At 71.0% G+C, this 21,446-nt stretch carries 21 protein-coding genes; 5 read left to right on the top strand and 16 right to left on the bottom strand.

Annotated features, from left to right (window positions below):
- Positions 1-67: 67 nt before the first annotated feature.
- From ABZ795_RS25485 to ABZ795_RS25440, 10 genes are all read right to left on the bottom strand, one after another.
- Positions 68-1,633, bottom strand: coding sequence for an MFS transporter (locus ABZ795_RS25485; protein WP_357532172.1), 1,566 nt, complete (start codon positions 1,631-1,633; stop codon positions 68-70).
- 61 nt (positions 1,634-1,694) lie between these two features.
- Positions 1,695-2,405 carry an alpha/beta fold hydrolase gene (locus tag ABZ795_RS25480; RefSeq protein ID WP_357532171.1) on the bottom strand — a complete coding sequence of 237 codons (711 nt, stop codon included), beginning with the start codon at positions 2,403-2,405 and terminating at the stop codon, positions 1,695-1,697.
- Positions 2,406-3,788: a class I adenylate-forming enzyme family protein gene (locus ABZ795_RS25475; RefSeq protein WP_357532170.1), complete on the bottom strand. Its 1,383-nt coding sequence runs from the start codon at positions 3,786-3,788 to the stop codon at positions 2,406-2,408.
- A 1-nt stretch (position 3,789) separates the two neighbouring features.
- Positions 3,790-4,302, bottom strand: a complete 513-nt coding sequence (locus tag ABZ795_RS25470; RefSeq protein WP_357532169.1) for a hypothetical protein — start codon at positions 4,300-4,302, stop codon at positions 3,790-3,792.
- On the bottom strand, positions 4,289-5,422 hold the full coding sequence (locus ABZ795_RS25465) for a beta-ketoacyl-[acyl-carrier-protein] synthase family protein (protein ID WP_357532168.1): 1,134 nt from the start codon (positions 5,420-5,422) through the stop codon (positions 4,289-4,291). The genes ABZ795_RS25470 and ABZ795_RS25465 overlap by 14 nt, the downstream gene beginning before the upstream one ends.
- Positions 5,419-5,895, bottom strand: a complete 477-nt coding sequence (locus tag ABZ795_RS25460; RefSeq protein WP_327022962.1) for a hypothetical protein — start codon at positions 5,893-5,895, stop codon at positions 5,419-5,421. The genes ABZ795_RS25465 and ABZ795_RS25460 overlap by 4 nt, the downstream gene beginning before the upstream one ends.
- The gene (locus tag ABZ795_RS25455; RefSeq protein ID WP_327022963.1) at positions 5,895-6,344 is read right to left on the bottom strand and encodes a thioesterase family protein; all 450 of its coding nucleotides are present in this window, start codon (positions 6,342-6,344) and stop codon (positions 5,895-5,897) included. The genes ABZ795_RS25460 and ABZ795_RS25455 overlap by 1 nt, the downstream gene beginning before the upstream one ends.
- A complete protein-coding gene (locus tag ABZ795_RS25450; RefSeq protein ID WP_327022964.1) occupies positions 6,341-7,723 on the bottom strand; it encodes an aminotransferase class III-fold pyridoxal phosphate-dependent enzyme in 1,383 nt (460 codons plus the stop codon). Before ABZ795_RS25450 ends, ABZ795_RS25455 begins: the two co-directional genes overlap by 4 nt.
- Positions 7,720-7,977: an acyl carrier protein gene (locus tag ABZ795_RS25445; RefSeq protein ID WP_327022965.1), complete on the bottom strand. Its 258-nt coding sequence runs from the start codon at positions 7,975-7,977 to the stop codon at positions 7,720-7,722. Before ABZ795_RS25445 ends, ABZ795_RS25450 begins: the two co-directional genes overlap by 4 nt.
- Positions 7,978-8,277: 300 nt before the next feature.
- Positions 8,278-8,841, bottom strand: a complete 564-nt coding sequence (locus ABZ795_RS25440) for a dihydrofolate reductase family protein (protein ID WP_357532167.1) — start codon at positions 8,839-8,841, stop codon at positions 8,278-8,280.
- Positions 8,842-9,071: 230 nt separating this feature from the next.
- Here ABZ795_RS25440 and ABZ795_RS25435 point away from each other — a divergent pair, with 230 nt between their 5' ends.
- Genes ABZ795_RS25435 through ABZ795_RS25425 form a run of 3 tightly spaced genes read left to right on the top strand, consistent with a single transcriptional unit; the run spans position 9,072 to position 11,962 of the window.
- Complete coding sequence (locus tag ABZ795_RS25435) at positions 9,072-10,118, top strand: ketoacyl-ACP synthase III family protein (RefSeq protein WP_357532166.1); 1,047 nt, start codon at positions 9,072-9,074, stop codon at positions 10,116-10,118.
- 39 nt (positions 10,119-10,157) lie between these two features.
- The gene (locus ABZ795_RS25430) at positions 10,158-10,406 is read left to right on the top strand and encodes an acyl carrier protein (protein ID WP_357532165.1); all 249 of its coding nucleotides are present in this window, start codon (positions 10,158-10,160) and stop codon (positions 10,404-10,406) included.
- On the top strand, positions 10,403-11,962 hold the full coding sequence (locus ABZ795_RS25425) for an amino acid adenylation domain-containing protein (RefSeq protein WP_357532164.1): 1,560 nt from the start codon (positions 10,403-10,405) through the stop codon (positions 11,960-11,962). The genes ABZ795_RS25430 and ABZ795_RS25425 overlap by 4 nt, the downstream gene beginning before the upstream one ends.
- A gap of 137 nt (positions 11,963-12,099) precedes the next feature.
- On the opposite strand, the gene ABZ795_RS25420 is transcribed toward ABZ795_RS25425, so the two are convergent.
- Positions 12,100-13,722, bottom strand: a complete 1,623-nt coding sequence (locus tag ABZ795_RS25420; RefSeq protein ID WP_357532163.1) for an MFS transporter — start codon at positions 13,720-13,722, stop codon at positions 12,100-12,102.
- A gap of 201 nt (positions 13,723-13,923) precedes the next feature.
- Between ABZ795_RS25420 and ABZ795_RS25415 the strand changes: the two genes are divergently transcribed.
- Both ABZ795_RS25415 and ABZ795_RS25410 read left to right on the top strand, forming a co-directional pair.
- Positions 13,924-14,931 (top strand): sigma-70 family RNA polymerase sigma factor, encoded by a 1,008-nt coding sequence (locus tag ABZ795_RS25415; protein WP_327022972.1) that lies wholly within the window; start codon positions 13,924-13,926, stop codon positions 14,929-14,931.
- Positions 14,932-15,080: 149 nt separating this feature from the next.
- Positions 15,081-15,626 carry an SRPBCC family protein gene (locus ABZ795_RS25410; protein WP_327022973.1) on the top strand — a complete coding sequence of 182 codons (546 nt, stop codon included), beginning with the start codon at positions 15,081-15,083 and terminating at the stop codon, positions 15,624-15,626.
- Positions 15,627-15,722: 96 nt separating this feature from the next.
- Here the strand turns inward: ABZ795_RS25410 and ABZ795_RS25405 are convergent, their stop codons facing one another.
- From ABZ795_RS25405 to ABZ795_RS25385, 5 genes are all read right to left on the bottom strand, one after another.
- On the bottom strand, positions 15,723-16,772 hold the full coding sequence (locus ABZ795_RS25405; RefSeq protein WP_327022974.1) for an enediyne biosynthesis protein: 1,050 nt from the start codon (positions 16,770-16,772) through the stop codon (positions 15,723-15,725).
- Positions 16,769-18,703 carry a CRTAC1 family protein gene (locus ABZ795_RS25400; protein WP_327027287.1) on the bottom strand — a complete coding sequence of 645 codons (1,935 nt, stop codon included), beginning with the start codon at positions 18,701-18,703 and terminating at the stop codon, positions 16,769-16,771. The genes ABZ795_RS25405 and ABZ795_RS25400 overlap by 4 nt, the downstream gene beginning before the upstream one ends.
- A 391-nt stretch (positions 18,704-19,094) precedes the next feature.
- Entirely contained in the window at positions 19,095-20,450 is a 1,356-nt protein-coding gene (locus tag ABZ795_RS25395; RefSeq protein ID WP_357532162.1) for a cytochrome P450, read from the bottom strand.
- Complete coding sequence (locus tag ABZ795_RS25390; protein ID WP_357532161.1) at positions 20,447-20,950, bottom strand: flavin reductase family protein; 504 nt, start codon at positions 20,948-20,950, stop codon at positions 20,447-20,449. The genes ABZ795_RS25395 and ABZ795_RS25390 overlap by 4 nt, the downstream gene beginning before the upstream one ends.
- Before the next feature lie 52 nt (positions 20,951-21,002).
- Entirely contained in the window at positions 21,003-21,443 is a 441-nt protein-coding gene (locus ABZ795_RS25385; RefSeq protein WP_327022977.1) for an acyl-CoA thioesterase, read from the bottom strand.
- Positions 21,444-21,446 lie beyond the last annotated feature (3 nt).

Raw genomic sequence — 21,446 nt, 5'->3', positions numbered from 1 at the left:
TCCAGTTTCCGGTCAATCAAGGACGATCAACTGTCACCGTTCATCCTGTTGGTCGGCCGGGGTCAATTCATCTTTCCAAGTGCGCACTAGTCGCCACCGACGGGGAATCAGCCGACTCTTTCCCACCGGTGGGTCGACGCAGGGCCAGGGCGATCAGGACCGCCAGGGCCACCGATACGGCGGCCGCGACCAGCCCCACCGTGGCCAACGCCCCGGCGTACGCCTCCTGGGCCGGACCGAGCACGCCGGGCACCCGGTCGGCCAGTTCCATGGCCCCGGTCATCCCGTCCAGGGCCTTGGCCGCGACCTCCGGTCCCAGGTTCTCGGGGAGGGCGTCCTCCAGCCGCGCCCGGTAGACGGTGGCGGCCAGGCTGCCCAGCACCGCGATCCCGGCGGCGAAGCCGAGTTCGCTGCTCGTCTCGGAGATCCCGGATGCCGCTCCGGCCCGCTCCGGTGGAACGGACCCGACCACCAGGTCCACCCCCAGACCCGCGGGCAGCCCGTTGCCGACGGCCACCACCACCCAGCCGGCCAGGACCATCGTCTGGCCGCCGACGTCGGCGGTGGCGACCAGCAGGAATCCCGCGGCGGCGATCACGAGCCCGGCCGCCATCACCGGCCCGGCCCCGAACCGGCCGGCCAGCATCGGGGCGACCATCACCGCCAGGATCATCGCCACGGTGGAGGGCAGCAGCCACAACCCGGCTCGCAGCGGCGACAGTTCGGCGACCAGTTGCAGGTACTGGGTCACCAGCAGGGTGCTCCCGCCGAGCAGCATTCCCCCGACCACCAGCACCACCAGCACCGGGCGGACCGACCGGCGGGCGAAGAGTCCCAGATCCAGCAGCGGGTCGGGCAGGGCCCGCTGCCGCCGGATGAACACGGCTCCGGTCACCACCCCGACCAGCAGCAGCAGCCCCACCAGGGGTTCCAACCCGTACCGGGCGACATGTTTGACGGCGTACACCAGGGACAGCACCGCCACCAGCGAGAGCAACACGCTGGACAGGTCGACCCGTACGCTGCCGCGCCGTTGCCCCTTAGGTAGCAGCACCGGACCGGCCAGCAGCAGCACCGCCATCACCGGGACCCCCAGCAGGAAGACCGACCCCCACCAGAAGAACTCCAACAGCACCCCACCGACCAGCGGTCCGGCGGCGTTGCCGGCGAGGAAACAGCTCATCCAGACCGCGATCGCGGTGGACCGCTGGGCGGGCTGCCGGAACAGGTCACTGATCAGCGCCAGGGTCGACGGCATGAGGGTGGCACCGGCCACCCCCAGCAAAGCCCGGCTGACGACGAGCATTCCGCTGCTCGTCGAGAAGGCGGCCAGCAGCGAGAACGCGGCGAAGGCCGCCGCACCTACCAGCAGCAGTCGCCGTCGGCCGATCCGGTCGCCGAGGGCGCCCATGGTCACCAGCAGGCCGGCCACCATGAAGCCGTACACGTCGCCGATCCACAGTTGGGTCACGGCGTCGGCGCCCAGGTCCACGGCGAGCTGCGGCAGGGCCAGGAAGAGCACGCTCAGGTCGACGGCGACGAGCAGTGTCGGCAGGGCGAGCACGGCGAGGGCCAGCCATTCGCGCCGGCCGGCGGGGGCGGGTGCGTCCAGCACCGGACCGTTCTGTGTCATGGGGCCGACCCTGGCATTCCCCCTCGGCCGCGCTCACCTTCCACAGTGCGCAGCCCGCTTCCTACCTGCTCCGGACCGGATCCGGCACGGCCTGCCCGAGGACCCGGGCCACCTCGGCCGGCTCCCGCATCGGGAAGAAGTGCCCGCCCGGGACCGCCCGCAGCAGGAAGTCCCCGGTGGTGATGTCGGCCCACCGGGTCAGCGCGGCCGGCGAGGTCAACGGGTCGGCGATCCCGTGCAGCACGACCACCGGGGTGGCCAACCGGGGCCGCCTCGGTCCGGGCCGGTAGGCCTGGGCCAGTCGCAGGTCGGCGCGGAGCATCGGGAGGAAGGTGCGGTAGGTCAGCGGGCCGGCCGCCCGGGCATCGGCACCCCCGAGGGCCACCAGCCGGGCGAACAACTCCTCATCGGGCAGGTCAACGGCGTGCCACAACGCCGAGCCGGGGGCCATCCAGGGCGGATTCCGCCCACTGAGGACCAGCAGGTCCGCGGGATGACCGGCGTCGCGCAGCGCGTGGGCCAGCTCGTAGCCGACAAGGGCCCCCAGGCTGTGCCCGAACAGCCCGTACGGGGTGCCGTCCAACTCGCCGAGGATCCGGTCGGACAGGTCGGCGAGCAGGTCCGGCCAGCCCCGGCAGGGCGGCTCGCGCCACCGGTTTCCCCGGCCGGGCCGCTCCACCGGGACCATCGTGAGACCCTCGGCGTGCCGATCGACCACTGAGGCGAAGGACCCCGCTGACCCGCCCGCGTGTCCCAGGCAGTAGATGCGCATCTACTTGTGCCCGAACTCGTGCAGGGACATGGTCCGGATCCGGCTCGGCCACTCGGTTCGGACGAGTTTTCGGCGCAGCTGGCGGCGTACCTCCTCGGACTCGGTCGGCCCTACCTCGTGCAGGTAGAGGTCCAGGTCGAAGCGGGTGCCCAGCGGTGTCTGGTAAATACGGGTCTTCGAGGCCACGACGTTGGGCAGGGCGTTGGCGATCCGGCGTACCGAGGCCAGCGACACCTTCGCACCGCCGGTCACCACGAAGTCCGACAGGCGGCCCCGGAAGTGCAGGTAGCCCTCCTCGTCGATGTGGAACAGGTCGCCGGTGGCGATCTGGTTCGGGCCGACCAGGCAGTCGCCCACCCGCCCCTCGGCCATCCCCACCTTGCGACGCAGCACCGTGTCGGAGGTGACGAGCAGCTCGCCCACCCCCTCCGGGTCCGGGTTCCGCAGCTGCACCTGGACCCCCTCCAGGGGGCGTCCCACGGTCGCCAGCCGGTGGTACGGCTCGCGGTGGGCGGCCAGGGTGGCCACCCGGGGCCCGGCCTCGGTCAGCCCGTAGGTGAGATACAGCTCCAGCTCCGGTGACCGCTCCCGCAGCACCCCGGCGACCACCGGGCTCAACTGCTCCCCGCCGACCGTCAGCATCCGCAGCCGCTGCGGCGGTCGCCAGTCCGCGGCGATCATCTGCCGCACCATGTACGGGGTCACCGAGGAGCTCGTCACCCCGTGGTCCCGCAGGGCGGCCTGGTAGGTGGTGGTGGTGAAGGGCGGCCCGGTGACCACCAGCCGCGCACCGGTCGTCAGGCCGGCGAGCGCCTGGGCCACCAGGGCGTACGAGAAGTTCAACGGCAGGTTCACCAGCACGGTGTCCTCGGGGCGCAACCCCACCGACCGGGCGTGCCGCGAGGCGTTGCGCAGCAGGGCCGGGAAGCTGTGCAGACAGCCGCTGGCCACCCCGGAGGTGCCGGAGGTCAGGATGATGACGTGGCCCGGATCGTGCCGCTGCGGGTCCACGCCGTCCAGGGTCTCCACCCGCACCGGGCCCACCTGTCCCGACGCCGGCTGCTCCCCGGCCCGGGCTGGAGTGACGAGGGTCCGGGCGCCCAGCCCCTCGGCGATCTCCCGGACCCGGCCGGCCGGGGTGCCGGGGGCCAGCAGGGCCGGTACGCAGCCGGCGTGCAGCACCCCGAAGAAGCAGCGCAGCAGTGCCGCGCCGTTGGCCAGGGCGACCAGCACCACCTCGCCGGGCTGAAGGCCCCGCCGGTGCAGTTCGTCGGCGATCCCGTCGAGCAGGATCTCCGCGCCCGGGGTGGGCTCCAGGTCGATCACCGTGTCCAGGTACGTGGCGACCTGGTCGCGACTGAAAGGCGGTTCGAGCCCGGACATGTCAACGCTCCCGCGAGGTGAGGACAACGGTGTTCACACGGTGCACGCCCGACGGGTGCCTGCGGTGCTCGGCGACGACCAGTCGGGTGCAGGAGGCACCGAGCCAGGCCCCGGCCAGCACCGCCACGGCCGGGCGGGCCGCATCGGGTGCCATCGACAGCAGCAGGCTCGGGCCACGGAGTCCGTGCACGATGCAGGCCAGGCCGGCGACCGAGCCCGGAGCCGCCCCGGCGAACCGCAGCGGGGAGACCCGCCCCCGTTCGCGTACGGCGTCGGCGACCTCCCGCATGGTGTGGCCGGTGGCGTGTTCGCTGACCGCCACCATGCCGACCTCCGCCCCGGCCGTCGGCCCCGGCAATCCCGCCGCCTCCAGGGCGGTCCCGACCGCGTCGGCCACCAGCCAGGCCACCGGGTCGGCGTAGAACCCGACCCCACGCGGGCGACTCGGACCCTCCGTGCCCTCCAGGGTGGCCGTGCCGAGCATCGCGAAGGCCCCCTGCTCAGCCCAGTCCATCGGCTGCTCCGGCGAAGACCAGGCTGGTGTTGAAGCCACCGAACCCCAGGGTGACGCTGAGCCCGGCGCCCGGCCCCAGGGCCACCGGCGCGCCCTGCGGCACCGGAAAAGCCAACCCGGGGGCGGGGGTGTCCAGGCCGTACACCGGCGGGACCTTGCCGTGCCGCAACGCCTGGACCAGGGCGATCGCCTCGATCGCACCGGTGGCCCCCAGGGTGTGCCCGAAGGCGCCCTTGGTGGCGAAGAGGACCGGCCGGTCGGCCGCCGGGAAGAGTCGGTCGAAGCTGGCCGCCTCCACCGCGTCGTTGACCGGGGTGCCGGTGGCGTGCGCGTTGACCACGGCTACCTGGTCGGTGCTCAGACCGGCGGCGGCCAGGGAGCGCCGCACCGCCAGCAGCACGGCCGCGCCGGAGGGGTCGGGCGCCGTCATGCCGGCGGCGTCGTTGGCCGAACCACCACCGAGCAGTTCGGCGTACGCGCGAGCCTGGCGCCGCTGCGCCCGACCCGCCTCCTCCAGCACGACGATCCCGGCGCCCTCGCCCAGCAGGGTGCCGTCGGCGGCCTCGTCGAAGGCGCGTAGCAGGGTGGGCGACATGGTGCCCAGCGCGCTGTGGCCCAGGCGTTTGGCCGCGGTGAGGATGTCCACCCCGCCGCAGACGGCCACCTCCGTCATCCCGGCGGCGATGAGGTGCCCTCCCACCAGGATCGCGTCGGCCCCCGACGAGCAGGCGGTCGACACCGACACCGGGGGGCGGGTGAAGCCGAGCCCTCTCGCCACCGCCGCCGCCCAGTCGTGCAGCCCGCCGGCCCGGGTGTCGTCCAGGTGGGCGCCGTAGCTGGTGCCGAGCACCAGCAGCGCCTCACCCGGATCGCCGTCGATCCCGGCGTCCTGAAGGGCCCGGCCGACCGTACGGGTGCCGAGGGAGATCTGGCGGCGGGCCGGTGTCCACCCGGCGGGCGGATCGTCCACGGTCGCCGCCAGGCGATTTCGCAGCCGGTGCGGCGAGGGCACCTCACGCAGGCCGGTCTCCCCCGCCAGCAACCGGGACCACACCCCGTCCAGGTCGTCGCCGAGGGCGGTGTCCCAGGCCATCCCGGTGACCAGCACCTGGCGGGTCACCACAACTGACGTCCCAGTTCGTCGACCTTTGTTCGCACCAGTGACCCACGGAACGCCGCCACCCGGGCGCCATTCACGGTGGCCCGGCAGGAGAAGTGGAACGAGGCCTGGTACAGCCGGTCACAGCGCAGGTCGAAGATGACCTGGTCGCCGGGGACGACCACCCGGGTGAACCGGCTCTGCACCGAGCCGATCAGGGTCAGCTCGTCGTCGGCCAGGGGCGAGGTGCTCAGCTGGTAGAGGATGATCCCGGACTGGGCGAAGGCCTGCATCAGGTGGCTGCCGGGGAAGACCGCCCGCTCCGGGAAGTGACCGGCGATGGCGTCCATTGTGCCGGAGACCGACATCAGGCTGCGCAGGTACTCGCCGGGCCGGTGGTCCAGCACCCGGTCGATGTAGATCATCGGGTGGCGGTGCCGCAGCCAGCTCTTGATCTCGGTGAACCCGAGGGAAGTGTCGGTAGCCTCAGTCATCACAGTTCCTCTTCCGTCCCGGTTTCCCGCTTCCAATCCCCCATTGCTCGGCGCAGCGACGACGGCAGGGGCGCCGCCCGGCCGGTGGCCCGTTCGACGACGCAGAGCACCAAGGTCCCGCTGGCCAGCAGCTCGCCAGGGGTGCCGTCGTCCGACTCCCGGTGCACCGCACCGGACACCTCGCAGGTGGCTCCGGCGACCCGTTGCACCCGGACCGCCACCCGCACCCGGTCCAGGAACCGCGCGGACGCGGCGTACCGCATCCGCAGGTCCCGTACGGTCAGCTCCAGGCCCTCCGCGCCGAGTTCCCGGACCCCCACCCCCAGTCGGTCGAGGTTCTCCAGCAGCGCCGACTCCAACAGCGAGGCGTACCGGGTGAAGTGGACGACGCCTCCCGCGTCGGTGTCCACATGCTCCACTCGCCAGCGCAGCTCGCGTACGGCCGTCATCCCAGCGACCTCTGGAAGGTCCGGGAGCCCTCGGCGATGCGGCCCACCAGCTCGACGGCCTCGTCCGGCGTGGTGATCAGAGGGGGTGCGATCCGCATCGTGGGGAAGACGTACCGCAGGCCCCGCGAGCGGCGGCCCGCGCCGGCCATGAACTCGACGTACGCCCCGGCCCGCACGACATGCTCCCGCAGCCGCGCCAGACCGGCCGCCGCCCGCTCGGTCAGCTCGACGCCGTGCATCACACCGGTGCCACGGGACTCCTGGTAGAGGTCCGGGAAGGCATCCACCAGCTCGCGCTGGAGCAGCTCGGCGAGCTGGGCGCCGAGGGCGGCGGAGTGGTCGATCAGCTTGTCGGTGACCACCAGCTCCAGGCCGTCACGGATCACCGCGCAGGCCAGCGGACGCAGGTCCGAGGTGGCCACCGCGCCGGATCCGCGCGGAGACAGTCCCCGCCGGGCGATCACCATGGACAGCGACAGGGCGCCCATTCCCAGGCTCTTGCCGATCACGGTCACATCGGTCCGGATCGGGCCCTGGTCGTCGGCCATCGCGAAGAAGCGACCGGACTTGGCGAAGGTGAGCACCTCGTCGGCGACGAGCAGGGCGCCGTACTCCTGGCAGAGCCCCGCCAGCCCGCGCAGGTAGCCCGGCGGCGGCTGGAGGATGCCGGCATCGCCCTGCACCGGCTCCACCACCACCCCGAGCACCCGGTGGCCGTTCTCGGCGAACCAGTCCGCGAGCACCGCGGGGTCGCCGAAGGGCAGGTGCACCACGCTCACCCCGTAGGGCCCCTCCGGAGCCAGGGAGGGCAGCCCCACCCGGTAGTGCCGGCGGTTCAACAGCGGCACCAGGCCGCTGGTCCAGCCGTGCCAGGCCCCCTCGAAGGCGAGGATGAGGTCCCGTCCGGCGGCCTCCGGCACCGGCCGCAGCCGGTTTCCGTCGAACCGGGACTCCAGGACCAGACGCAGCGCCAACTCCATGCCCTCGGAGCCGGAGTTACGGCCGCTGACGTGGTATTCGCCGGTCGGGAACTGTTCCGTCCACAGCCCGTCCGGGCCGAAGAGGGTGTTCAGCAGTCGAGCCCGCTCCAGGGAACCCACCTCGTCGGTGGCCTGCCCGCCCTCGGTGACCCCCCGGGCCAACGCCCGGCGCACCGTCTCGTGACCGGCGCCGAGGCAGGCGCTGCCGTACGCGCCGCTGGCGTCGATCACCTCGAATTCCCGGCCGGCGTCCGGGCCGTCGAGGGCCATCAGCCGGCTGTGCACGCCCTGCCCACCGAGCACCGCGTACGGCAGCCGGTTCGACTGGTAGTGGTCCAGGTGCAGGTCCCGGCCGGCCCGCAGCAGCCGGAGGGTTTCCTCGGACCCCAGCCCGGTCACTGCTTGGCCTCCGCGCGCAGCCGGTTGATCAGGTCGGTGACCGTCCGGACGCTCTGGAAGTTCTCCGGGGTGAAGTCCTCGTCGGAGATACGCACATCGAACATGTCCTCGCACTGCACCCGCAGTTCCACGAAGCCGAGCGAGTCCAGGCCGTACCCGGCCCGCAGACTCTCGTCGAGGCCGATCTGCTCGGGCGGCACCTCGACGAAGAGCTCGGAATTAAGGATCTTGCGAATGCCGTTCTCGATCTCCATGGAGGCACCTTCGTCTCAGGTTGGGGGTCGCTTCGTCGACAGGCCCGGTCCGCGATCCGCACGGTCTGCATCAGGCGGTGACATTCGCGGGGCGGGGTCGGTACGGCACTGCCGCGAGCCGGTCCGGAGCCGGCGGCCGTTCGCGTCCGCCGAGGTCGGCGGTAGTGACCACCACATCGTGCGCGAGGCGTGAGAGAGCATGCATCTCTTGAATTGCGGGCCGCCCGCCGGCCCTTCGTGAAGGCGGCGGCGCCGGTGACCCGCAGGTCACCGGCGCCGCCGAGGTGAATGCCGCTGCGACTAGCGCACGACCCGGTAGCTCAGGTGGGTCACCTCCGGGGTGTGCAACGCGTCGATGCTCTCCAGGGTCACCGAGCCAGCCAGGTTGTCGAACAGCCGCAGACCGTTGTCGATGAGCACCGGACGCACCGCGACCCTGATCTCGTCGACCAGGCCGGCCGCCAGGCACTGCTGGGCGATCTGGGCGCCGCCCCCGACCACCACGTCCTTGTCACCGGCCGCCGCCTTGGCCTGGCGTACGGCGGACTCCACCCCGTCGCTGACGAAGATGAAACTGGTGTCCCCCTTGGCCAGCTCGTCGGGGGTGTCATGCGACACGATGAAGTGCTCGACCTTGAACGGGTTGTCCACGAAACCGCCCTGGCTGGCCCCCATGTCGTAGGTCCGCCGACCCATGACCATGGCGCCGATGGCGTCCACCTGCCGCTGCACCATCGCCTGGTTCTCCGGCGACGGGGAGAAGAACCAGTCGTGCAGCCCCTCCGGCTCATCCTCCGGGCCGGCGACGCAGCCGTTCACCGACATCGTCATGTCCAACACGACCTTGCCCACTGAGACCTCCATCTGTTGGTTTCCGATAGTTGGACGGGCCCGGTGCCGGGTGGCACCGACGCCCGCTGGTACTTCGTCCGGCCGTACCCGACCCTGCCATCCCCTGCACCTTCACGGGAAACGATGCGCAATCTGGGAGGCGGCCCGCCTCCGCCGCCGGTGCCACGATGAGGCGACGGCGGCGACCCGTCGCCGTGGCTCGGCCACGGCCGGGCGGCACATCTGCCGAGGGGACCGAATCGATGCGGTGGAACGACGTCTGGATCAGTGCGGCGGGCGCCTCCCTGGGGCGCGCCGAAACCACGGAGACGGCGGTCGCTGAGGGCCACTACCAGGAGAAGGACCGCGACGGTGACGGCTACCTGGCCGTCCGGGTGGTGGACGAGGGCCCCGCCGTCGAGCTGGCCGTGGCGGCCGGGAAGTTGGCGGTCGAGCGGTCCGGACGCCGGCCCGAGGAGTTCGCCCTGGTGACCCACTCCCACGTCGGCTTCCAGGGTCTCGACGACTTCGCCTCCGCCGCGTACGTGCAGCAACGCACCGTCGGCGGCTCGGCGACCGCCACCGAGGTCCGGCAGGCCTCCAACGGCGGGATGGCCGCCCTGGAACTCGCCGCCGCCTACCTCTCCGCCGACCCCGGACGCCCGGCCGCGCTGCTCACCACCAGCGATCTCTTCCACCCGCCGAGCTATGACCGGTGGAGCACCAGCGGAACCCTCTACGGCGACGGAGGCACCGCCCTGGTGCTCAGTCGGGGCAGCGGGGTGGCCCGGCTGCTCGCCAGCGTCTCCGTGGCCGACACCAGCCACGAGGGACTGCAACGCGGCGACGAGCCGTGGACCGGGGTCAGCGGCGGCAACGGCTGGCCGATCAACACCGAGGCCCGGATCGCCGGGTACGTCCGTCAGCACGGCGAAGAGGTCTTCGTGGACCTGGTCCGGCGGATCTTCGAGGCGGAGCGGCGCACGGTCGAGGGGGCGCTGGCCGACGCGGGAGTCACCGCCGCGGACATCGCCCTGTGGGTCTTCCCCAACATGGGCCTGTCCCTCACCGACTGGGACGCCCGCGCCTCGATCGGGGTGGACCCGGAGCTGACCACCTGGCCGTGGGGGCAGCGGACCGGCCACCTCGGCGCCGGGGACCAGTTCGCCGCGCTGGCCCATGTGCTGGAGTCGCGGCGCGTCCGAGCCGGGGATCTGGTGCTGGTCAACGGGGCCGGCAGCGGCTTCACCTTCACCTCCGCCGTGCTGGAGATCCAGACCGAGCCGGAGTGGACCACCAGCGCCGAATAGCTCGCGGGGCACAACGCACCGACCGGGGAGAGGAATTCGATGATCACGAAAGAGCGGTTCATCCACGCCGTTCGCGACGAGTTGAAGCTGCCCCTGGTCAACCCGGACCTGGAGCACGACTTCGACCAGAAGGTGCAGTGGCGTTCCATGCACCGAGTTCGACTCTTCGCCGCCCTCGAACGGCTGACCGGCCGCAAGGTGCCGGTGCGGCGGCTGTTCGAGCAGACCACGGTCAGCGGCGTCTACCAGCTCTACACCGAGCCGATCGAAGAGGAGCAGCCCGCGTGAGTACCATCCCCACCCTCTACGACTGGTTCGCGGAGTCAGCACGACGGCACCCGGATCGGCTCGCGCTGCGCGCCGGCGGCCTCGACTTCAGCTACCGTCAGCTCACCGCGGCCGCCGCCCAACTCGCGGAGGACATCGTGGCCCGGCAGGGCCGTCGGCCGGCCCGGGTCGGAGTGTTCGTCTCGCGTACGGCGGGCACCTATGTGGCCTACCTGGCGGCGTTGCGGCTCGGGGTGACGGTGGTGCCACTCAACACCGACTTCCCGCCCGCCCGGCACGCCCGCATCGCCCGCACCGCCGGCCTGGACCTGCTGCTGCACACCGCCGTCGACGCGGACCTGGCCGAGGCGGTGGGGACCCAGACCGGCACCGCCCGGATGGCCGCGCCGGACGAGCACCGGGGACCGACCGCACCGGCCGGGCCGCCGGAGGAGTACCGCCCCGACCCGGACGAACTCGCGTACATCGTCTTCACCTCCGGGTCCACCGGCACCCCCAAGGGGGTTCCGATCCGGCACCGCAATGTCGCCCACTGGCTGCCGTACGTGCTGGACTACTTCGAGGCCGGCCCGGACATCCGGGTCTCCCAGACCTCCGACCTGGCCTGGGACCTGTCGGTGTGGAACGTCTTCCTGCCCTGGGCGACCGGGGGTGCCCTGGTCGTACCGGAGCGCACGGAGTTGCTGGCGCCGAGCCGGCACATCAACGACGACGGGATCACCCACTGGTTCTCCACCCCCTCCTCGATCGTGACCGCCCGGATGCTCGACGACCTGATCCCGGACACCATGCCCGGGCTGCGGTGGAGCTGCTTCGGTGGTGAGCCCCTCACCCTGGACAAGGCCCGGGCCTGGCGGGACGCCGCACCGAACAGCGTGATCGCCAACGTCTACGGGCCGACCGAGACCACGGTCACCTGCCTCACCTACCGGGCGCCCGCGGATCCCCTCCGGTGGCCGCGGGCCGCCCTCGGGGCCCTGCCCCTGGGTCCGGCGTACCCGACCGTGGAGTGCGACCTGATGGACGAGGAGGGCCGCCCCGCCGACGAGGGAGAGCTGCTGATCCGGGGCCCGCAACGCTTCGACGGCTACCTCGACCCGGCCGATAACGTGGGCCGGTTCACCCGCTGGCGGGGGGACCGCTGGCGGATGGAGGAGGGCGAGCCGCTCACCGAGGAGCACTGGTTCCGCACCGGGGACCGGGTCCGCCGCACCGACAACGGGTACGTCTTCCTCGGTCGGATGGACAACCAGGTGAAGGTCAACGGGTACCGGATCGAGACCGGCGAGATCGAGGCCGTGCTGCGGCAGCACGACGCGGTCGACGAGGCGGCCGTCGTGCCCTGGCAGGCGGAGGACGGCACCGTGGAGCTGGCCGCCTTCTACGTCGGCGACCAGGCCGGCCAGGAGGACCTGGAGGGCTTCCTCGCCGAGCAGCTGCCCACCTACATGATCCCGCCCCGGCTCGGCTGGATCGAACGGTTCCCGCTCAACGTCAACGGCAAGATCGACCGTCACCGCCTGGTGGAGATGGCCCTCACCATGGCCGATGTCTGACCCTGGCCCGTCGCGCGCCCCCGGTTGACCGGGGGCGCGCTCGCGTGTGCGCCGGTCACCGGCTGAGCTGGGCCGCCCGGCCGGCACCGGCGGGCGGACCACCAGGGGTGGTCCGCCCCATCTCGGTACCCGCAACGTCACCTGGCCGGCTTCTGCGCGGCCTCACCGCGCGCTGCGGTCTCCGCCGGGGTCGGCTCGTCACCAGCGACACCCCCGTGCCCCGCCTCACCGTCGGGCATCTGGGCGTCGCGCAGGGCGACCACCGCGACCACGGCGAGCAGCAGGAAGAGGGCCGCACCGACGATCGCGGCCGTGTTCAGGCCGTTGGTGAAGGCCACCGAGGCGGCGTCGCGGAGCTGCTCGGCCAAGCCGCCGGGAAGCCCCTCGGCGGCACTGACCGCCCCGGTGATGCTCTCCCGGGCCGACTCGGCCGCATCCGCCGGAAGACCGGCCGGCAGCGAGGTGTCGATCTGGTTCCGGTAGACCGTGGCGCCGATGCTGCCCATCACCGCGATGCCGATCGCGATGCCCAGGTGGTTACCGGTCTCCGACAGGGAGGCGGCGGAACCGGCCTTCTCCCGCGGTGCGGAACCCACCACCAGGTCCGTGCCGAGGGCACCCATCGGACCGGCGCCCAGGAATGCCAGCACGAAACCGGCGACCAGCAGGGGCAGCCCGCTGACCGCGCTGACCTGGGTCAACAACACGTAACCGAAGGAGGTGACCGCCAGACCACCCGCGATGAGGTACGCCGGGCGGACCTTCTGCACCAGCGCCGGCGCCACCATCGAACCCACGATGATCGCCAGGGTGGAGGGCAGCAGCCAGAGACCGGCCCGCAGCGGGGAGAGCCCCTCGACGGTCTGGAGGTAGAGGCTGACCAGCAGGTAGATGCCGCCGGTGGTGACCGAGCCGAAGAGCAGGATGACCAGTGCGGCGCTGAACGAGCGGCTCTTGAACAGCCGGAGGTCCACCAGCGGGTCGTCCAGTCGCCGCTGCCGGGAGACGAAGATCGCCCCGAACACGATGCCGGCGAGGATGACCAGGATCGAGGTGGTGGTCCAGCCCTCGCCGGCCACCTCCTTGACCCCGTAGATGATCGGCAGGACCGTCAGCAGGGAGAGCAGCACGCTGGGCAGGTCGATCCGACCCGCCGAGGGGTCGCGGTACTCGGGCAGCAGCACCGGGCCCAGGACGAGCAGCACCACCATCACCGGCACGCCCATCAGGAAGACCGAGCCCCACCAGAAGTTCTCCAGCAGGGCGCCACCGACCACCGGGCCGAGGGCACCACCGACCATCAGGCAGCTGAACCACACCGCGATCGCGACGCCCCGCTGCTTGGCGTTGTGGAACACGTTGCTGATCAGGGCCAGGGTGGAGGGCATCAGCGTGGCGCCGGCCACCCCCATCAGGGCGCGGGTCACGATCAGCATCGTCACGCTGGTGGAGTACGCCGCGGCGATGGTGGCGACGGTGAAGGCGGCGGCCCCGATGAGCAGCAGCTTTCGGCGACCGATCCGGTCACCGAGGGTCCCCATGGTGACCAGGAAGCCCGCCAGGATGAATCCGTAGATGTCCAGGATCCACAGCGCCTCGATGCTGTCCGCGCCGAGCTCGGCACTGAGGTGCGGTAGGGCGAGGTAGAGCACGCTCTGGTCGAGGGACAGCAGGAGGGTGGGCAGCGCGAGTACCGCTAGCCCGAACCAACTTCGGCGGGTAGCCAACTGGCCGGTGCCGTCCGAGGACGTTTCGTGCATGACAGTTCCTTCCGTTCACCGAGTCCGGTCATCCGTACTGATCCACAAGGCGGCCGGAATTCATCGCTGCCCGGGAAAACTTCTGCTCCGCTGCCGCCACCGTGCTGACCTGCTGGCTACGCCGTGTCGCGAGGTCCTTTTCGAGGCGTTCGACCTGCCGACCGACCTACAATTGGCGGGCGTGAGCCGGGAGGGCAGACGATGACGGTTGAGAACGTGACCCGGGCGGATTTCCCCCGGCTCACCGACCCGTTCCGGCACGAGTTGCTCGTCCACTGCTACCGCATGCTCGGCTCGATGCACGACGCCGAGGACCTGGTCCAGGAGACCTACCTGCGCGCCTGGCGCTCGTACGACGGCTTCGAGGGGCGTTCCTCGCTGCGCACCTGGCTCTACCGGATCGCGACCACCGCCTGCCTGCGGGCCCTGGAGAACCGTGACCGGCGCCCCCTGCCGGTGGGGCTGGGCGCACCGAGTTCCGACCCGGACGAGTGGTTGAGCATGGACGAGGCCACTGCCTGGCTGGAGCCGATCCCGGACTACCTGCTCCGCGGGGAGCGGACGGATCCGGCGGCCATCGTGAGCGCTCGGCAGAGCGTCCGGCTCGCCTTCGTGGCCACCCTGCAACACCTGCCCCCACGGCAGCGGGCCGTCCTCCTGCTGCGCGACGTGCTCCAGTGGCGGGCGGCGGAGGTGGCCGACCTGCTCCAACTCAGCCCGGCCGCGGTCAACAGTCTGCTGCAACGGGCCCGGGCCACCCTGCACAGCCGGGCGCCCCGGGAGGAACAGTTCACCGAGCCGACGGCGGCCGCCGAGCGGGAGCTGCTGGACCAGTACGTGACCGCCTTCGAGGAGAAGGACATCGCCGGGCTGGTGCGGTTGTTCGCGCCGGACGCGGTGTGGGAGATGCCGCCCTACTCCGGTTGGTACGAGGGTCCGCTGGCCATCGGCCGGCACCTGGCGCTGCGCTGCCTCTCGGCCCCCGGTCCGGTGCGGCTGATCCGCACCGGCGCCAACGGACAGCCCGCCCTGGCGACCTACATGGGGGGCCAGGAGGGCGGTTTCGAGCTGGTCAACCTCCAGGTGCTCACGATCACCGGCCTGCGGATCACCCGGATCACCGCGTTCTCCGATCCTCGGCTGTTCGCGGCCTTCGACCTGCCGGTGACCGCCCCGGCAGGGCACCTCGACGAGCTCTGCACCCACTGACCCCGAGATCGACACCGAGCCGTCCGTCCACAAAAGACTGACGGCTCGGTCCGCACCTCCGGCTGCACGTAGCGTCGTTCTTGAATTTGAATCACGTCATGGGGTGTAGTGGACCGATCAGTTTCGGTAACGAACGAAGGAGCGGTGACGTGCGGTACGCCGACAGCCCCGCGATCGAGTGTCAACTCCACGTGGCGGCAGACCCCGCCCGGGTGTGGGCCCTGGTGACGGACATCGAACTCGCGGCGCGGTTGAGCCCGGAGCTGCAACAGACGCGCTGGCTGGACGACTGCGACGGACCGTCGCTGGGTGCCCGGTTCGAGGGGTTCAACGACCACCCCCTGCTGGGCCGGTGGCGAACGGTCTCGCATGTCGTGCACTTCGACGCCCCCCACCACTTCGGCTGGGTGGTGGTCGACGAGGACGGTCAGTTCGGCGGCGGCCCGGCCGACCTGGAGCGCCCCGGATCGACCTGGCAGTTCCGGCTGGTCGAGGAGGAGGGTGGCTGCCGGGTGGTCCACTCGGCCCGGATCGGGCCGGGCCGGACCGGCCTGAGCGTCATCATCGACAGCGCCCCGGAGCATGAGGAGGCCATCATCGAGCGTCGGACGGCCGCCCTGCGAGAGGCCATGACGAACACCTTGCAGGGCATCAAGACCCTCGCCGAGAAGGACGAGTCGACGCCGACCGGCTGACCTGTCGATCGGGGACCGGTGACACACGGACCGGTCCCGGCCACCGGCAGGCCCGCGAGGAGCGGAGCCTACCGGCGACCGGGACCGGCTGGTCGGTCAGCGGGCGACCGGCAGCGCCACCGCGGCGGGCGGCGGTACGGGAGTCATGTTCTCCGCCGGCGGCCGGTTGCGCTCCACCAGCCACTTGCCCCACCAGAACAGACCGCGGGCCAGGCAGACCAGGGTCACCGCGAAGAACAACGTGTAGACCACGTTGAACACCATCAGCACGCCGTACACCATGCCGACGCTGGCACCGAACATGAACTGCATCCGCGGTGCCGAGGGGGTGGTACCCGGGTCGGTGATCATGTAGTTGGTGAACAGGACGAAGGCCACCCCGGTCATCGGCACCAGCGCCGCGACCAGTGACACATCCCAGATGAAGTGCCGGATCACGGCCTGGATCACGAACGCACCCAGCCAGCCGACGATCAACGCCACCTTCTTGGTGAGCATGGCGTTGAGCACCGTGCCCGCCGTCACGATGATCACCGGGATCAGGATGCTGATGACCCCGGGGACGTTCTCCGTGAAGTGGTACGGCGGAGCGATGTTGACCCAGGAGAAGGCCAGCAGCGTGATCGTGATGCCGAAGTTGGACGGGTTCATGTAGTGCCGCATCCGACCCTTGATCGGCGCTTGCAGCACCGCCTTCTGACCGACCGCCACGACCACGGCGAACGCGATGGGCCAGAAGTTGTCGTTGGCGTACAGCAGCATGTTCGCGGCCAGCGCGGTGATGTGCGCGGGCAGCAGGAAGGTGTACATCCCCCAGAGGCCGTTGCCGCTGTAGGCGGCCGGTCGCTTGTAGGCCCGCGCCGAGACCCACTCTACGATGATCTCGGTGCCGTAGCCGACCGCCAGGGCCAGGAACGGCCACAGCCAGGGCTGCTCGAAGCCGAGCACCGTGTAGCCCAGGATGTTGAAGATCGACATCGAGATGGCGAAGTTGCGCAGCGCCAGGTAACGCGGGTCCTTGGGGTCCACCCGAGGTACGGCGTTCTGGGTCGTCGCGGGCGCCGGCTGCGGTGCCGTCGCGGGCGGGGTGACCGGTGTGTCGACGGACAGGTCCCTGCCCGCCTCCGGTCGCTTGACGTCCGTCATCGCTTGGTCAGCTCCTCGGCTTGACTGGTCAGCATGAGGTCGTGCCACCCGGCGGTCAGGTCCAGGGTCTGCTTGTGCATGGCGCCGTTGAGGTCACGCCAGCACAGCTCCGCCTTGACCGGCCGGTCACCGGCGTCGCCCAGCCCGAAGAACACGTCGAAGCTGCGCTTGCCGGAGTGACCGCCGCCGCCGTCCAACTGGGCGAGCTGGGTACGGCCGTCGGCGGTGGTGATCCGCACCTGGGCGCCGTACGCCGGGGAGGTCCCGTCGCCGGAGAGGGTCGGGCGGTTCAGCCGCAGCCCCAGGAAGTTGCCGTCGCCGGGCTTGTCGTTGCGGAAGAAGGCGGGCGGACCCCACTGGCGGGCCACGGCGAAGTCCTGCGCGCCGTCACCGTTGGTGTCGCCGACCGCCACCCCGCGGGTGGGGATGGGCGGGGACAGGCCGAGTTCCTTGCCGATGTCGACGTACCGGCCGTTGTCCTCGCGTACCCAGAAGGCGAGGGTGTTCTCACCGGCGATGTCGTCGCCCGGCTCGGCCTTGGGCCACATGTACGGGTCGGAGAGCAGCAGGTCGTTGGCGATCGCCAACTCCTGCAACCAGTTGAACCGGTTGATGGTGCCCTTCACGAAGCCGGTGGCCTGGACGACCGCCAGCTTGCCGCTGTTGTCGAAGTCGGCCATCTTGGTGTCCCAGCCCCAGCCGACCCAGGCGATGTTCTTGCGCCCCGCCACGTTGCGGTACGGCGCCTCGCCCCGGTTCAGCATTTCCCGGGCCTGCTCCGGCGTCTCGGCGGTGTTGTACCAGAGGAAGTTGCTCTCCTCCAGACCCCACGACTCGGTGATGTTGCTGACGAAGGCGTCGAAGCGGCCCCGCCCCTCAAGGTCGGCGAAGTCGATCGACATGCCCTTGAAGGAGTCGTGCCCGAGCACCAGAGACTTCGGGGTGATCGGGGTCCGGCGCCCCTCCACCAGGGCGAACCGGATCTGACCCGGAGTGGACCGGTTGTGGAAGAACCGGTCCTGGCCGAAGTCGTTGGCCAGGTACAGTTCCGGCAGCAGGTCGCCGTCCAGGTCAGCGGAGCCGGCACCGAGGGTCCAGCCGGTGAAGTACGCGGGGTCCCCGGCCTTCTGCTCCTCGTAGCTCACCGAGGGGGCATCACCGGTGGTCGCGCCGGTCCAGCGCAGGAAGTGGGCACCACCGGCGTTGTGCGCGTGCGACATCGAGTGGTTCATCTGCACGTGCGGCAGACCCTGCGGGTCCAGCACCTGGCTGTCCGGGAAGTAGTTGAAGATCCCGATGTCCGGCTTGCCGTCACCGTCGAAGTCGGCCACCGCGACGGCGTTGGTGTTCCACAGCGGGCCGCGGTAGGCCGGCCCCGAGGTCAGCTGGGGGATCAGCTCGACCGGGTGGTACGCCGCCAGGGTCAGCTCGGTAACCCCGGCCCGCTGCATGAACAGCACCGGCGTCCGGCCCCAGTAGTAGACCAGCAGGTCCATCCGACCGTCGAGGTTGAAGTCACCGGGGGTGCAGCCCATCGGGGCGATCGCGGAACCCATCGGCAGCGGGGCCGGGTCCAGCACGAAGGGAGCATAGGTGGCGCCGCTCTCCGGCGCCGGGGTGACGATCACCGCGTCGCTGCGGGGGTCGACCAGGCACAGGTCGTTCGCGCCGCCCCGGCCGTCCAGGTCGTTGAGCGCCACCCCGGCGCCGACGGACGAGATCCAGGACCGGATGTGCTCGTACCGGGGGTTGACCTGGCGCACGGTGCGTTCCGGCAGGCCGGGCGGCAGCGCGATGGGGAGTTCGGTGAACGCGAACCGGGAGGCCAGCTTGCTGCGCTCCTCGGCCGATGCCGAAGGCAGGCGGGCCACCGAGAACAGTCCGGCGACCAGCACCAGGACGAGCACGGGTGGAATGAGTCGGCGCAGGATGCCTACGGATTGCGATGGCAAGTGTCCCCCTCGGGTAGACGGCGCCGGGACGTGCGGGTCGGCCGGCAGCGGGCAGTCGGTCGTGGCGCCTACGAATGCGCCGTGGTTCGTACCGGCCGGCTCTGGGTATTCCGAATCTCGGGGAATCAGTCACCGGCCGGGCTCGGTGCGAACCATCGTCATGCTTTCGCCCGACGCGCCGTGAAGTCTTCTCAGGAATTGCTCTCAAAATCGTTCACGGCGAAGATCCGCACGGTTAAATAAAATGTGGAAAGTAGGCATCTCCACTGCTCACAGCGCCCGGACGAGCGGGAACCGATCCGGGAACAAATGTGGAACGCCACCTTCCCCACCCGGTAGAAACCGGGCGGGGAAGGTGGCTGGATATTCGTCAGTCAGGCGTTCCCACATGCATGGGCAGGCCGCCGCGTACCCGCAGCGACAGCATCGGCTCGGGCACCACAGGGTGATTAGCCGGACGGGTCAGACGCAGATCCCGCACCAGCAGGGCGGTGGCGAAGGTGGCCTCCATCAGACCCAGGTGGTTACCCACACAGAACCGGGGACCCGCCCCGAACGGGATGTACGCGTACCTTGGTCGGCCGGCCGACCGGGAGGGGTCGAACCGCTCCGGATCGAAGCGCTCCGGATCGTCCCAGAACCGCGGGTGCCGGTGCAGGGTGTACGTGCAGATGAGCAGGTCCGCCCCGGCCGGAACGTGGTAGCCGCCCACCTCGTCGTCGGCCAGGGCCTTGCGTGGCAGCAGCCACACCGGTGGATAGAGGCGCATGGCCTCCTCCAGCACCATCGTGGTGTAGCGCAGCTGACCCAGGTCGTCCATGGTGGGCAACCGGTCCCCGAGCACGGACACCACCTCGGCACGTAACCGTTCACGCACCTCGGGGTGCTTGTCGAGCAGGTACAAGGTCCAGCTCAGGGTGCTCGCGGTGGTCTCGTGGCCGGCTAGCAGCAGGGTGACCAGCTCGTCGCGGAGCCGGATCCGGCCGATCCGGGGATCGGCCTCCCGTCCGGCGGAGGCGATCAGCCGGGACAGCACATCCGCCCGGCCGTCGTCGGCGGTGCCCCGCTCGGCCACCAGCCTGTCGACGATCTCCTCCAGCCGCTGCCGGGACCGCCGAAACCGCAGCTGCTTGGGCAGCGGCAGCACCGGCGGCACCGCGCTCAGGGTCTCCAGCTCGAACATGGCCTGGTCCTGCACGGCGGCGAAGTCGGCGCCGATGGTGGGGAACCGGCCCAGGTCGGTGTCGAGCAGAGTACGGCCCAGCACTCCCAGGGTCAGCCAGGTCAACTCCTCCGACAGGTCCACGACCTGCCCGGCGCGGCGGCGCAGCCGCTCGACCAACGCGGCGGCCTCCTCCGCCACCGCACCGGCCTGGTCGGCGATCCGCCGGCTCTGGAACGCCGGCTGGATCACCTTGCGCTGCTTGCGCCACAACTCGCCCTCGCTGGTGAGCAGCCCGTCGCCGAGCGCCCGCCGGGCATGCACCAACCCGATGCCCTTGTGGTAGTTGGCCGCGTTGTCCGCCAGTACGTGCTTGGCGTGGTCGGGGTGGTTGAAGAAGTACAGACTCTTCGGGCCGACCGGCAGGCGGGCCGCGTCGCCGTACTCCTGGGCCGCCGAGGTCATCATGCCCAGCCGATCCCGGGCCATCACCATCAGCATGCGCAGCGCCGCGGAGCGCGGCGGACCGGGCGGGGTCCGCCGCGACCCCATGGCGACGCTCACGTCGTCACCCCGGTGCGCTCGTACTCCAGCCGGCGGAACCGGCCGTCGGCGAAGAGCAGCGCCTCGCCGTCGGTCCGGTCCAGCGTCACCAGCCGGCCGACGAAGATGCTGTGGTCACCGCCGTCGTACGCCTGCCACAGCTCGCACTCGAAATGCGCTACCGCGCCGACCAGCAGCGGGGACCCGGTCTGGGCCCCGGCCTGCCACTGGCCGAACTCGAACTGCTCCCGACCCAGCGGCCGGCGCCGGTCGGCGAAGTAGCGGGCCACCGGCTCCTGGGAGGCGGCGAGCACCGAGATCCCGAAGCGCCCGGCCTCGGTCAGCGCCCCGTGCATCACCGCGTCCCGACCGACGCAGACCAGGGCCAGCGGCGGGTCGAGGGAGACCGCGGTGAACGAGTTGGCTGTCATGGCGTGCGGGGTCGGGCCGCCGACGGTGACGACGGTGACACCGGTGGGGAAGGCAGCGAGTGCCCGGCGCAGTGCCTTGGAGTCGGACACCGCGCCAAGGGGGTGGGGATGGACAGTCACATCGACCTCCTGCGGTCGCCGGTCAGGCCCGTACGCCCGTGGCGTACGGCTTGAGCGCGGCCTCCAACGCCTCCGGCACCCGGGTGGGGACGGTGCGGGTGTTGGGGCCCCGCATGCACGCCACTCGCTGCGCGCCGCGGGCGACGAGGAACTCCCCGCCGTCGGCGTCCAGCCGGACGTAGTCGAAGCCGAACTCGATCTGGGTCTGCGCCAGCTCACGCAGGTGCATCCGGATGGCCAACTCGTCGAAGGCGGTGATCTCGGCGAAGAACTCGCAGTCCACCCGCAGGGTGAACAGCTTCAGGTCCGACTGGAGGTCGGCCAGGACCGCCGGGGCCCGCTCCTTGAGGAACATCTCCCGGCACCGCCCCTGCCACCGCAGGTAGTTGACGTAGTAGACGTTGCCCACGATGTTCGTCTCTTCGAACCCGACCGTGTGCCGGTACTCGAACCAGCGCTCCACCGT

This window comes from Micromonospora sp. NPDC047134, assembly GCF_040643455.1.
GTDB lineage: Bacteria > Actinomycetota > Actinomycetes > Mycobacteriales > Micromonosporaceae > Micromonospora.
Note: the sequence above shows the minus strand (reverse complement) of the source record. Positions and strands in the feature narration are given on the sequence as shown.